This window comes from Chitinophaga eiseniae (genome assembly GCF_900167135.1).
Lineage (GTDB): Bacteria > Bacteroidota > Bacteroidia > Chitinophagales > Chitinophagaceae > Chitinophaga > Chitinophaga eiseniae.
In genome coordinates this window covers 684,858-697,506 of record NZ_FUWZ01000001.1, presented here as the reverse complement: position 1 = coordinate 697,506, position 12,649 = coordinate 684,858, and the positions used below count along the sequence as shown (strand labels likewise).

The 12,649-nt window shown below is 50.2% G+C and carries 11 protein-coding genes; 5 read left to right on the top strand and 6 right to left on the bottom strand.

Annotation, left to right across the window (positions count from 1 at the left end):
* Positions 1 to 98 precede the first annotated feature (98 nt).
* From B5D63_RS02925 to B5D63_RS02910, 3 genes are all read right to left on the bottom strand, one after another.
* The gene (locus B5D63_RS02925; protein ID WP_078667264.1) at positions 99 to 1,001 is read right to left on the bottom strand and encodes a branched-chain amino acid transaminase; all 903 of its coding nucleotides are present in this window, start codon (positions 999 to 1,001) and stop codon (positions 99 to 101) included.
* A gap of 592 nt (positions 1,002 to 1,593) precedes the next feature.
* Positions 1,594 to 2,685 carry a phosphotransferase enzyme family protein gene (locus B5D63_RS02915; RefSeq protein WP_078667262.1) on the bottom strand — a complete coding sequence of 364 codons (1,092 nt, stop codon included), beginning with the start codon at positions 2,683 to 2,685 and terminating at the stop codon, positions 1,594 to 1,596.
* Positions 2,676 to 3,578, bottom strand: coding sequence for a nucleotidyltransferase family protein (locus B5D63_RS02910; protein WP_078667261.1), 903 nt, complete (start codon positions 3,576 to 3,578; stop codon positions 2,676 to 2,678). Before B5D63_RS02910 ends, B5D63_RS02915 begins: the two co-directional genes overlap by 10 nt.
* Before the next feature lie 131 nt (positions 3,579 to 3,709).
* Here B5D63_RS02910 and B5D63_RS02905 point away from each other — a divergent pair, with 131 nt between their 5' ends.
* The 3 genes from B5D63_RS02905 (at position 3,710) to B5D63_RS02895 (ending at position 6,780) form a co-directional block, all read left to right on the top strand.
* On the top strand, positions 3,710 to 5,050 hold the full coding sequence (locus B5D63_RS02905; RefSeq protein ID WP_078667260.1) for an alpha-L-fucosidase: 1,341 nt from the start codon (positions 3,710 to 3,712) through the stop codon (positions 5,048 to 5,050).
* 60 nt (positions 5,051 to 5,110) lie between these two features.
* Positions 5,111 to 5,989 (top strand): 1-aminocyclopropane-1-carboxylate deaminase/D-cysteine desulfhydrase, encoded by an 879-nt coding sequence (locus B5D63_RS02900; RefSeq protein WP_143312747.1) that lies wholly within the window; start codon positions 5,111 to 5,113, stop codon positions 5,987 to 5,989.
* Between the two features lie 65 nt (positions 5,990 to 6,054).
* Entirely contained in the window at positions 6,055 to 6,780 is a 726-nt protein-coding gene (locus tag B5D63_RS02895; RefSeq protein ID WP_078667259.1) for a hypothetical protein, read from the top strand.
* 157 nt (positions 6,781 to 6,937) lie between these two features.
* On the opposite strand, the gene lipB is transcribed toward B5D63_RS02895, so the two are convergent.
* Entirely contained in the window at positions 6,938 to 7,636 is a 699-nt protein-coding gene (lipB, locus tag B5D63_RS02890) for a lipoyl(octanoyl) transferase LipB (RefSeq protein ID WP_078667258.1), read from the bottom strand.
* 156 nt (positions 7,637 to 7,792) lie between these two features.
* Here lipB and B5D63_RS02885 point away from each other — a divergent pair, with 156 nt between their 5' ends.
* Together B5D63_RS02885 and B5D63_RS02880 are read left to right on the top strand one after the other, a co-directional pair.
* Complete coding sequence (locus tag B5D63_RS02885) at positions 7,793 to 8,887, top strand: RluA family pseudouridine synthase (protein ID WP_078668514.1); 1,095 nt, start codon at positions 7,793 to 7,795, stop codon at positions 8,885 to 8,887.
* A gap of 115 nt (positions 8,888 to 9,002) precedes the next feature.
* Positions 9,003 to 10,667: a T9SS type B sorting domain-containing protein gene (locus tag B5D63_RS02880; RefSeq protein WP_159455872.1), complete on the top strand. Its 1,665-nt coding sequence runs from the start codon at positions 9,003 to 9,005 to the stop codon at positions 10,665 to 10,667.
* On the opposite strand, the gene B5D63_RS02875 is transcribed toward B5D63_RS02880, so the two are convergent.
* The gene (locus B5D63_RS02875; RefSeq protein WP_078667256.1) at positions 10,668 to 11,615 is read right to left on the bottom strand and encodes a hypothetical protein; all 948 of its coding nucleotides are present in this window, start codon (positions 11,613 to 11,615) and stop codon (positions 10,668 to 10,670) included.
* A 155-nt stretch (positions 11,616 to 11,770) separates the two neighbouring features.
* Positions 11,771 to 12,640: an anti-sigma factor gene (locus tag B5D63_RS02870; protein ID WP_078667255.1), complete on the bottom strand. Its 870-nt coding sequence runs from the start codon at positions 12,638 to 12,640 to the stop codon at positions 11,771 to 11,773.
* Positions 12,641 to 12,649 lie beyond the last annotated feature (9 nt).

The following is a 12,649-nucleotide window of genomic DNA, read 5'->3' as shown; positions in this document are numbered from 1 at the left end:
AGGATTCTTTGTTTTTCGTTTTACAAGGTCCAAGGGAAGCTTTTAGCTTTTAGCTGCCAGCATTTAGCACTGACAGCTAAAATACTAACAGCTAAAGGCTATGCTAATTGTGCTTCGCGTTGAAAGGTTTTTTCGAGCACTTTCGCTTTGTACGCCTGTTGTAATACTTTTCCGAGAGAAGATGCCCAGGGTTTGGCGAAAGTTTGTCCGTCGATAGATTCGAGGCCTACTACCTCTGCAGCGGTACCGCAGAAGAAAGCGGCGTCTGCCTGTTTTAATTCATCGATGGTGAACAGTTTTTCTTCGAGCGGGATTTGCAGTTCGTGGCAAAGTTCGATAACGGTGGCGCGGGTAATGCCGGGGAGAATGTTACCGGGAGGGGGAGTGAAGATTTTGCCGTCTTTTTCAAAGAAGATGTTAGCGCCCGGGCCTTCCGCAACATTACCATTCATATCCAGCAGCAGTGCTTCGTCGTATCCTTTTTGTTTGGCTTCCTGGGAGGCAAGTATCGAGTTTACATACAGGCCGGCCGATTTGGATTCTATCTGGAACGCTTTCGGGTTCGGTCTTTCAAAAGAGGAAGTCATGATGCGCAGGAGTTTTTCACCGAGGTAGGCGCCCCATTCCCATGCACAGATAAGTATGTTGGACTTGCTCGCTGCTTTCAGGGTCATGTTGGGCGGACAGAACACCAGCGGGCGGATATAGGCTTCCTCCATGTTGTTCATCTCCAGCACCTTGTAACACGCGGCGATCAGCTCATCGTTGTCAAAGTTGTAAGGGATGTGGATCAGTTCGCAGGAGCGCTTCAGGCGGTCGAAGTGTTCCTTTGCTTTGAAGACTTTTACTTCTCCGTTCGCTGTTTTATAAGCGCGGATGCCTTCGAACACGGCGTAGCCGTAGTGAAGCGATTGACCGAAAAGGTCAGTGGTGGCTGCTGTTGCTTTCAGATACTCACCGTCGAGATAGAGAATGGTGTCGTTGTTGTAATAGCTATACATAAAATTGAATTATTAGCGTCAAAATGTAGTTAGTGGTCAAAAAAAAAGCCTTCCTCTTTGCGGAGGAAGGCGTTATATCGATTTTGATTATGCACGTGTACCTATCCTCCGAAATGGTGGCTAATAATGACAACGACGATAATCACGACCTTCGTGATAGCCCAGTTGAGCTGAGGTACGATGTGATTAAGTTTTATATTGTCTTTATTTTCCCACATAAGGAGGTGATAATTGTTTCTATCAGTACAAATGTATTCGTGAAAAAAATAAAAAACAACAAAGGGCTAAATATTTCGTCAAAAATTAATCCCTTAATATGTTTTTGAAAATATTCAAAAAAAGAAGTCAAATATTAGTTCGTTTCTAACAAACTGATAAAACCAGTTACCAACCACTAACTGTGATGGCCATGATTAAAACTGATTTCGCCGATTCGACGAACCATTTTGGGGATGCCGGAAGGTGGATGAAGATGAAAACGGAGATGAAAACGGAGATGAAAACGAAGATGAAAACGAAGATGGAGAGATAAAAAAGACCCGGTGCAGTTGCACCGGGTCTTTTTAAAGATTTCATTTAATTGTTCACTAGTCTAAACCTGTTCACTGACATGGAGGCACTTATTGATGATGGCCTGCAAGGTGTCTTGTTTTTCGATGAGGCGCTTCAGCAGTATGAGCTGATTGTGAGCGCGGTCAAAATTGTGCCGGGCGTACCTGATCGGGTAATACACATCACCGTTGAGATAGTCGGTGAGGAACCGGATTCCCTGCATGTAGATCATGAACTTTCCTGCAAAAAAGAGCTGTTCTTTTTCCACTTTGGTTAAAGTGCCGCCGATTTCTTCGAGGTATCCCTGCATGAGGGCTTCAAAGTACGCTTCGCGGATAACGATCTGGCTGACATCTGGTTCTTCTTCGGAAACGGGGCAGACGTAGGTGCGTACCATGTCTCCGAGGTCTGAGATGATTTTTCCCGGCATCAGTGTATCCAGGTCGCAGACGCAAATACCTTCATATGTGTCTTTGTTGAGCAGCACATTGTTGATTTTGGTATCGTGGTGCATCAGATGGTCCCTGAATTCGGGATTTGTTTTCAGCTGTTCGTAGGTGACTGCGATGTCGGAGTAGCGGAGGAATTCGTCAATCAGCTCTTCTGCTGCTGCCTTTCTGTCTTCCCTGGCGTTACGGATGGCTTCCTGGAAAGCGGCGTAACGGAGGGTAAGGTTGTGAAAGTTCGGAATCGAAGCTTTAAACGGCTTCAGGTCGATGCCCGAAAGGTAACTGGCAAGGCGGCCAAACTGTTTGGCGGCTTCATATGCCTGCTTTGGGTTATCTGCCTGATCTACCGTCACGGACCCGGCAATAAACGGAATCATTCGCCAGTATTCGTTGTCCATTACAAAGAGCTCTTCCCCGTTGACAGTGGGTATGGGCGTAATGAACAGATACCCCGGATGATGTGCTGCGAGATAATCGGCTGCCATTCTTTGGTTGGCGGCTATGACCCCGGGTTCCTTAAATACGTTTACATTGATTTTCTGTAAAACATATTTGCTGCCGTCCTCCTTCTTTTCGAGCAGAAAAGTGTTGTTGATGTGTCCTGATCCGAATCTTCGGACGTTTAATCCTTCAGGCTCCAGTCCAAAAGCCTGAAGGATTAAGTTGTTGGGTGTTATTTCCATAAATTGTCGGGATATGCTCCGTTTTTAACCAATTCTGACAGACTGGCCTGAACACCGGGTGCATCTTCCTTGTAAGTAACCCCAAACCATTTCGCTGTGGTAGGCAATACTTTTACCTTACCGATACCACGACGGATAAATTCGTCAGCCACAATCGGAATAAAGAACTCCGATTTCGGGTTGGTGCCGTTTTTCTCCAGGAACTCGTTGAACAGCGACTGGCTCATGTCAAATACGCTGGGATGGAAGCCCCAGAAGTTCATGGAAACCGGCGTATCAGCACCCAGCGGGTGTTTGCTGCCATCGGCTTCTTCATAAACGATCTGGCCATTGTCAGTATAAATTTTCGTTCTTTCATTGATGGCAGAGAGGAAACCGGCGCCGTCCACTGCGCAAACACCGCGGGACACGGAACCGTGCTCGCTTACTGTTTTGCCCAGCTCGTAACCTACTACGCTGTAGATGTCCGCTTTGGCGTCGCCCTTCAGGAATGCAGCCATTTTCACGAAAGCGTCCGCTCCGTAAAAATCGTCCGCATTGATCACGGCAAAAGGTTCATTGATGGCGTCTTTCGCACACAGGATGGCGTGCGCAGTGCCCCAGGGCTTGGTACGATCTGCGGGGATCTGGTAACCGCTGGTGAAAGAATCCATGTTCTGGAACACGTAATCCGTTGCTACACGGCCTTTGAGCTTAGGTTCAAAGATCTCTTTGAACTCTGTGGCAAAATTCTCCCGGATAATAAATACGATCTTGCCAAAGCCGGCACGGATAGCATCGTAAATAGAGTAGTCAATGATAGTCTCACCACTGGGCCCGAAAGCCTGGATTTGCTTCAAACTGCCATATCGACTGGCCATTCCGGCCGCTAAAATCAATAAAGTCGGTTGCATTTTTCTGATATTATTTTATAATTTTCAATGTTTTGCCTGAAAATATCGGCGCTAAATATAATCATTAAACCTATTTTCACGCTTTCTTTTTGTGGACAACACATATTTTAATGATTAATTTAAACGGAACGATGAAAAGACTACTTGTGCTGGGAGCCTGTGCCCTGCAGCTTTGTATGACTGCTGATGCGCAACAGAAAACCAATCCGGACGACATCAAAGACAAAATGCAATGGTTTGCCGACGCCAAACTCGGCATCTTCATCCACTGGGGCATTTATTCAGTGAAAGGAATCGATGAATCCTGGTCATTCCACAACAAAAAAATCTCCCACCCCGATTACATGCAGCAGCTGAAAGGCTTTACTGCCAGTAATTACAATCCGCAGGAATGGGCCGATCTGATCAAAGAATCCGGCGCCCGCTACGCGGTCGTTACCACCAAACACCACGACGGCGTGGCTTTGTGGGACAGCAAATACAGCAAGCTCGACGTCGTTAACAGCACCCCCGCCAAACGGGACGTGCTCACGCCGCTCTACACCGCTTTGCGGCGCGACAGCATCAAATGTGGTGCCTATTTTTCGCTGATCGACTGGAGTTATCCCGATTATCCCCAGTTCCTGAAAGACAGCAACCGCTATGACATTAAGACGCAACCCGCCCGCTGGCAGCGTTTCCTGAAATTCTACGAAGGCCAGATGGAAGAGGTCATGACGAAATTCAACCCCGACCTTTGGTGGTTTGATGGCGACTGGGAACACTCCGCAGAAGAATGGGAAGCCGCCAAAATGCGTAAAATGCTCACCACCCATAACCCCAACACCATTATCAACGGACGTTTACAGGGCTATGGCGACTACGACACCCCGGAACAAAACTTCCCGGTGACCCGCCCCCACTACCACTGGTGGGAGCTGTGCATGACCATCAACAACAACTGGGGATGGCAGCCACAGGACACCAACTGGAAAACACCTTTCGAAATTATCACCATCTTCGTAGATGCCGTAGCCAACGGCGGTAACCTCCTGCTGGACATCGGTCCCAAAGCCGACGGCACCATCCCCCCGGAAGAAGTGAACATCCTGAAAGAACTGGGCGCCTGGAATAAAAAGAACGGCGAAGCCGTTTTCAATACCGTCGCAGGCCTGCCGCTGGGACACTTCTACGGCCCCACCACCCTCTCCAAAGACTCTACCACCCTGTATCTCTTCCTGCCCGGCAAAACCAGCGGACAGACCGTGATCAAAGGGCTGAGCAACAAAATTGAAGAGATAAGCGTAGTAGGCAACGGCACTCAACTGAATCATAAAGTTGTAGGCAAAATATCCTGGAGCCCCGTACCAGGGCTTGTTTACATCGATGTACCGGAAAACGTACAGGATAAGTACGTAACCGTACTGAAAGTGAAACTGGACAAACCAGTAAAGCTGTACCGCGGCAAAGGCGGATTTCTGACGAATGAATAATCACCGGTATCCCGTGTTCCCCGGGCCCCCGCCCCCGGAACACGGGATTATATTGAAACAATGGACACCAGCAATATCACATTAGACAACATCACTCCTCCCTGGCTGCCGGCGCCAATAGCAGCGGCGATGTTGCGGCTAGATAAGCTGGACACGGAAATCTCGGGAAACAAATGGTTTAAGCTCAAATACAACCTGGAGGCTGCCCGCAGCGATGGCAAACAACATATACTGACTTTCGGCGGCGCCTTCTCCAATCACATTGCCGCCACAGCCGCAGCCTGCTGCCAGGCCGGCCTGCGCTGCACCGGTATCATCCGCGGCGAACGGCCCGCAGTATTGGGGCATACGCTGCAGACCGCGTTGGACAAGGGTATGGAGCTGGAATTCGTTAGCCGGGAAACCTACCGCCACCACCGCACCTCCTTTGAAAACCGGCCCGACACCCACATCATACCGGAGGGCGGGCACAACGCTGCCGGCGCCCGCGGCTGCGAAGAAATCTTATCCCTGTTCCCCACCGACCATTTTACACATATCCTTTGTGCCACGGGAACCGGCACCACCCTGGCCGGCCTTATCAACAGCGCCACTGCGGCACAAACCATTATCGGCATTCCCGTGCTCAAAGGCGCAGGCTACCTCGAAGCAGCGGTGAAAGCCCTGCTGCATCCAGGCCAAACATGCCACTGGCAGCTATTACATGAGTTTCATGGGGGCGGCTACGCAAAAGTAAAACCGGAACTTATAGATTTTATCAATACTTTTTTTGCAGAAACAGGCATTCCGACCGACATCATTTACACCGGAAAACTGGTCCATGCTTTCCGTCAATTAATCCATCAGCGCTACTTTCCCGACAATAGCAAAGTATTATTAATACATACCGGCGGGTTGCAGGGCAATCTTTCCCTGCCTCCGGGCGTTCTCTCCCTATAAAAACTGTTCGTTATATTTGAACGGTAGTGTATTTTTGCCAACTTTAAGAGATACGGATTTTTAGTATGAAGCAGGTCGCGCGTTTAACATTCGCCATTGGACTTTTTATATCGATAGCACTCACAGGCAAGGGGCAGGAAATACTGCCTCCGGTACTACCTGAATTTACTGCCACCATTAAAACCGGCAAGATCCAGCTGGATTGGATATCCGGATTCATGGAGGTAAAAGAGATCGGCATTCAGCGCTCACTGGACAGTGTGCTGAACTTTAATACCATCGGTTACGCCAGCTATCCCACACAAACCAGGAATGCCTACCTGGACAATAAACCATTGCCGGGATCTAACTATTACCGCCTCTTCATTCTGTTCAACAACGGCCGGTTTATGTACAGCAAAACCATGCTGGCCCTGCCAGACAGCACCATCAAAGCAGACATGAAGCTGCAATACGCAGATATTAAAGATGCTACCCGCAACCCCAACAAGCCCGCCACCGAGGAGAATAAAGAACCCAAAGTGGTATGGCACCCTTCCAACTACATCTATACCACTGCTGACGGTAACATCAATATCAAACTGAACGATGCGCCGCAGAAAAAATATTCTGTCAAATTTTATGAGCCTAACGGCGCCTTCCTGTTTGAGATTGAACATGTAAAAGGTCCGTCCCTCATACTGGAGAAAGCAATTTTCATGCATGCCGGCTGGTTCAATTTTGAATTGTTTGAGGACGGCCGCCTGAAGGAGAAATGGAATTTTTATATTCCGCTGAATTACCGCATGTAGATTTAAGGATTTTTTGATTTACGATTTTGGAATTTCATAGATTGATAAAGCAAGAAGACCGAAGCGATTTAGTACTCGCTTCGGTCTTCTTGCTTTATCCGCAATAGTAGCCTGGATTATAGTCGCTGAAATTCCAAAATCGTAAATCAAAAAATTCCTAAATAACTACGGCGCCGAATACTTCCGCAAAATGTTTTTTCAGCTTCTCTTTCACTTCTTCCATGGGTACTTCGCGGCCTACTTCCTTGTCCAGGGAAGCCACCTGTTTATCAGCGATACCGCAGGGGATGATGTTGTTGAAGTAGTTCATGGGCGTATTTACATTGAGCGCAAAACCGTGCATTGTGACCCAGCGGCTGCAGCGCACGCCCATTGCGCAGATTTTGCGGGCTTTGGTTTTATCCTGCGGGTCCAGCCATACGCCGGTTTCACCTGGTGACCGGTCGCCGGTAACGCCGTATTCGGCGAGGGTCCGGATGATCACCTCTTCGAGGCAGCGCAGGTATTTTCCGATATCGGTGAAGAAATTTTCAAGGTCGAGGATGGGATACCCTACTATCTGGCCGGGGCCGTGGAAGGTGATATCACCGCCGCGGTTGGTAGGCACAAAGCCTATTCCCTGCCGGGCCAGCTCTTCCGGGGTCAACAGCAGGTTTTCCATATGACCGCTCTTACCGAGGGTATATACGGGCAGATGCTCACAGAAAAGGAGGTAATTGGTGGTTGGTTTGGGCCATTGGTCCGGCGCCTGGGCCTTCCGTTGTACATTGTCCTTCAATAGCTGTTCCTGGTAGTCCCAGGCTTCCTGATAATCTATTTTGCCAAGGTCTCTGACGATGATCTCCTGCTTTTCCATACTGAAAGGTGCTACACTCCTATGCTTTTTTCCGGACCGCCGTGGTCCGTGTTTAAAGAGAAAAATCCCGGATGCAAAGATATAAAACAAAGCGCTAAGGCGTATCAGGGCGGGCAGGACGGGTATTTTATTTTACCTTTGCCAAAATTTACTGTAATGGCTGAAGAATTGCTGGAACTGGAAGACGAGCTGGAAAACGGGGAGGGCAGTGAGGAACTGTATGAGAAGATCAATATGGTGGTGGACAAAGGCCAGGAACCCATCCGTATCGACAAGTTCCTGACCGCCCGTATCGAAGGCGCTACCCGCAACAAGGTCCAGAATGCCCTGGACACGGAGATGGTGTTGGTAAATGACAAGCCTGTTAAAGCCAACTATAAGATCCGGCCGCTGGACAAAATCGTCGTATTTTCCAACAAAAACCCCGAAAGCACCGAAGTGGTGCCGGAGGAGATACCCCTCAATATTGTTTACGAAGACGAGGACGTGCTGATTATCGATAAGCCCGCCGGCATGGTTGTACACCCCGGATGCGGTAATTATACCGGCACGCTGGTCAACGGCCTCTCCTGGTACCTGGGTGACAAAACGCAGGCCACCACGCCGGAAATCCCGCGCTTCGGGCTGGTACACCGTATCGATAAAAACACTTCCGGCCTGCTGGTAGTGGCCAAATCAGAGAAAGCCATGACCGATCTGGCCAAACAGTTTTTCGACCACACTGTTCACCGTCGTTATATAGCACTCGTATGGGGCGATTTCGAGGAAGACGAAGGCACTGTAGTGGCCCACGTTGGCCGTCACCAGCGCCTGCGCAAGATCATGGACGCCTATCCTGACGGCGAATACGGTAAGGAAGCCATTACTCATTACCGCGTGCTGGAGCGTTTCAACTACGTTACCAAGGTGGAGTGCCGCCTCGAAACAGGCCGTACCCACCAGATCCGCGTGCACATGCAACACATCGGACACTCCCTTTTTAACGATGACACCTACGGTGGCAACCGCATCCTGAAAGGCACCGTCTTCGCCAAATACAAACAGTTTGTGGAAAACTGCTTCGAGATCATGCCCCGGCATGCGCTCCACGCCCAGCAGCTGGGCTTTATCCATCCTCGCACCCGCAAGCAGATGTACTTCGAAAGCCCACTGCCAACGGACTTTACACAGGTGCTGGAAAAATGGAGCCGGTACACCACCGCAAGGCCCCTCCAGGAAGAAGAAGGCAAACAACAAAAATGGGAAGATTAAAATAGTAAAAGCCTCCGCAGACATCGATCTCCGGAGGCTTTTTATTTCACCCTAAATTATTACTATTTATTTATATATTTCGATTATCTTAGCGGCCATTACCATGTCAACAAACATGAGAAGCCTCCAAACACGCCGTTTATCTCGCATCCTTTTCCTACTGCTGGCCTTGTTGCCGGTTGCCCTGAAATCCAGCGCCGTCACCCCTTTCACGGCATCGTCCACCTGTGTGGAGGACAGTGTGTTTTTTGTCATCCGGCAACCGGCAGGCATCGACTCTGTGAAATGGTATTTTGGAGACCCTCCGTCTGCAGAAAAAGACTCTTCTGATAAAATACGCGGCGCTTTTCACGCCTATCAGCTAACGGGCACCTACACCGTTACACTGGTTGCGTGGCGCAACGGTGTACGGGATGTTACCACACAACCTATTACCATTGTTACGCCGGTGATTTTCGACTTTGGTCCGCAGGATGTGACCCTTTGCGAAGGCGGTACCATGACCCTCAGCGCTCCCGTGATACCCGGCGCCACTTACCTGTGGCAGGACAGTTCCACGTTGCCGGATATCCTGGTAGACACTTCCGCCACCTACAAAGTGAAGATCAACGGTTGCCTGATTCCCGATTCTGTCAACGTATTTTACACGCCGATACCCAAAATAGAACTGGGCCCTGACCTGGTGTTATGCTCCGGTGAACAGTTGCAGCTCGACGCCACCGCACAGAACTGCACCTATCTCTGGAACACCGGCAACACCGATCCGGTGCAGGATGTACGGACTTCCGGCACTTACAGCGTGCGGGTGTTCCCTAAAGGATGCGCCGAAATCAACGATGCCATTACCATCACTTTTACCGGTCCGCCCTACCCTTTCAGCCTTGGCCCTGATACATTGCTCTGTCCGGGAGAATCCATTACCCTCGCGCCTTCCGTTCCGGAAGCTACCGCCTGGAAATGGAGCAACGGCGCCACCACGCCATCTATCAGCGTGAACTATGAAGCCAATATCTGGGCGTTGGTAGAGATCAATCATATCTGCAACGTGGTGGACACTATTTTCGTGAACTTCAACCGGCTGCGCAAACTCAACCTGGGCAATGATACTACCATCTGTAGCGGCAATTTCCTGGTCCTGACGGCAGATTTCGGCAACGGGCTGTACCGCTGGCAGGATGGTTCTGACCAGGCCACCTATTATGTAACCAAACCGGGCAACTATTTCGTGCATGCCCAGATCGGGCGGTGTGAATCGACGGACACCATCCACGTGTCTTTCAACGATACCTTGCGGGTACACCTGGGGCCGGACACCCTGTTGTGCCGTAATGAAGTATACCAGATACCGGTGGTGGGGGCCGGCGGTGCGCCTTTCAAGTGGCAGGACAGCACCAGCATCCCGCAATTCATGGTGAGGCAGCCGGGCATCTATTCCCTGACCGCCTGGAACGCCTGCGGCAAGAGCGTGGATTCAGTAAGGGTGGATTACCATGATTGCGAATGCACCGTTCATTTTCCCAATGCCTTTACACCGAACGGGGACGGGCGCAATGACTATTTCCGGCCGCGGTACCGGTGCCCGATAGAACAATATACCCTGAGTATCTACAACCGGTGGGGCGAGCGGGTATTTTACACCACAGACCCGCAGATAGGCTGGACAGGCCGCGTGAAAGGCCTGCAGGCAGATCTGGGCACCTATGTGTGGATTGTGGATTACCGTGAAGTGTATACCCGTATACCTGTGCATAAGACCGGTACGGTCACAGTGCTGTATTAGTTATTCCGATGCTTTAAAATCATAGAATTTAGCGACAAAAGCGGCTGTTTCCCGCTTTTTGAAAGCCACGTCCCAGGTACCGTTGTAGGTCACCAGTGCGGGTATCAGCAGGCCGAACTGTTTGGTCATCTGCACGTTCATCTTCACATTAAAATCAAACAGCATCGTTTTGTACGACAGGGCGTATTTACGGCCTACAATTTCAAAATTCTCTTTATTGAACCAGGTGATCAGTTCGTCTACCACCACATCGCCGCGGTCTATGCGGCTGAGGTCAGGTTTAGCTTTGGCGGAAAACACGTAGCAAGGGGTGCCGTCCACATAGGTTTCCGCGCTGATGGAGAAGTCGTAAAACCGCATCACGTCCCGATCGAAGATGGCGACTTTCGGTCCTACGATGGGCACGCCTTTTACGGGTTTGCCGGGGTTGAAGATGAGTTGTTTGAGCTGGGCTTTATGGCGGGCCATGGCACCGCCGCTGCTGGAGCTTTCGCCGCTGCCGCCTTCGCAGACGGTACCGGTGGTAAAGAACAGGTTGCCGTACAGTTCAGCCGTATAGTAGTTGTAGTTCCCTTTGCGGGTGTAGAAGTCGCCGGTCACCTGCTGGTCGAGCACTTCCATATTACGGCAGCGGCCTTTTACATGCTGGCGGGTTTTGCTTTTAAGGGAGGCCTGCACGCCGCCTTTTTTATCGAGGATACGGATGTCGTTGTCGGCCTGAAACCCAACGATATGCAGGTTTTTGAAGGCGCGGTAAAAGGTGGTGTCTTCCTCCACCCTTTTGATAAAACTATTAACGTCGAAGCCTATACGTTTTGCTTCCACGATCACTTCGTCCAGGTTAACAGTCATGCCTTTGTACCGGGCTGTGTCCTGAGCGGCCAGGTGTGTTAGTTGCAGGAATCCCGCAACAACGGTTGCGGCTATACTTTTCCAAAAATGTGACATGCTGCAATTTAGGGAAAAGCTGTAAGCTTTCCGGTGTTAGGAATTCGTTAAAAAAGCAGCGGAGACAACAGGGGTGCCGGGGGTCCTGTTATCTCCGCTGGGATCAGTGGTGTAAACGGGCCGGCAGCGGGGGCTGCCGGCTGTTGATGTTATTATCAGCCCGGGATTTTGCCGGCTACGTACATCTGCTCCATGGTTGGAGAAACGGCGCCGCCTTTCTTTTCCAGGGTTACGGCAAACATTTGTGCTTTGCCGGTGATCTTCATTTTCTGCAGCAGGCTTGCTGTATCGCCCATTTCGAACACGCCCATATCCACCGGTTTGCCGTCTACGATGGCCCACAGCTGGTATTGTTTGTCGGCGGCCGGTTCCGGCAGGTTGTTGACCTTCAGGTATACCTGTTGGTTGTCCCGGTTCCAGAAGACCGTTGCGATGGCTGTCGGGAAGGACGCAGTACCCGGCATGGTCACTTTCATGACTTTCGGATCTTCCATGACCTGCATGGATTCCTGGAGTTGTTCCAGTCTGGTCTTGTACTCATTGGTTTTGGAGATGATGGAGTTCTGAGACAGGAGTAGCGACTGGTATTTGTCTTTGTACTCCCGGAATTCTTTCCACCGGTTGAAATAAAAAAAGTTGAGGATGACGCTGCCAATGAGCAGTACGGCGGCTGCAGCAGCGATCCATTTCCAGGAAACTCCTTTGGTTTCCGGAACGGACAGGACGTTGGTTTGTTCCATGGGGGAGGTTTTAGTGAATTGCAGGTTATCAGCAGTGGTTGCTGTACCCTGTATGAGGGGATCTGTATTAATGAGGTTGAGCAGGCGTATTTTAATACTTTCAGGCGGGGATACGGACTGAAGCTTCACATATTCTTCCAGGTTCCGCTGGCAGGTGGCCACTGCTTCGGCCACTTCGGGAAATTGTTGCATGGCAGCCTCCAGCTCCCGGCCTTCTATATCGGAGACCAGGCCGGCAGTATACAATTCTATCAGTCCGGACGATATGATGAATCGGGCGTCCACGCAAAAGGT

Excerpts from the sequence above, each read along its gene's own strand:
- B5D63_RS02875 (WP_078667256.1), bottom strand. The coding sequence starts at position 11,615 with ATGTCACATTTTTGGAAAAGTATAGCCGCAACCGTTGTTGCGGGATTC.
- B5D63_RS02915 (WP_078667262.1), bottom strand. The coding sequence starts at position 2,685 with ATGGAAATAACACCCAACAACTTAATCCTTCAGGCTTTTGGACTGGAG.
- B5D63_RS02900 (WP_143312747.1), top strand. The coding sequence starts at position 5,111 with ATGGACACCAGCAATATCACATTAGACAACATCACTCCTCCCTGGCTG.
- B5D63_RS02925 (WP_078667264.1), bottom strand. The coding sequence starts at position 1,001 with ATGTATAGCTATTACAACAACGACACCATTCTCTATCTCGACGGTGAG.
- B5D63_RS02880 (WP_159455872.1), top strand. The coding sequence starts at position 9,003 with ATGAGAAGCCTCCAAACACGCCGTTTATCTCGCATCCTTTTCCTACTG.
- B5D63_RS02885 (WP_078668514.1), top strand. The coding sequence starts at position 7,793 with ATGGCTGAAGAATTGCTGGAACTGGAAGACGAGCTGGAAAACGGGGAG.
- B5D63_RS02895 (WP_078667259.1), top strand. The coding sequence starts at position 6,055 with ATGAAGCAGGTCGCGCGTTTAACATTCGCCATTGGACTTTTTATATCG.
- B5D63_RS02910 (WP_078667261.1), bottom strand. The coding sequence starts at position 3,578 with ATGCAACCGACTTTATTGATTTTAGCGGCCGGAATGGCCAGTCGATAT.
- lipB (WP_078667258.1), bottom strand. The coding sequence starts at position 7,636 with ATGGAAAAGCAGGAGATCATCGTCAGAGACCTTGGCAAAATAGATTAT.
- B5D63_RS02905 (WP_078667260.1), top strand. The coding sequence starts at position 3,710 with ATGAAAAGACTACTTGTGCTGGGAGCCTGTGCCCTGCAGCTTTGTATG.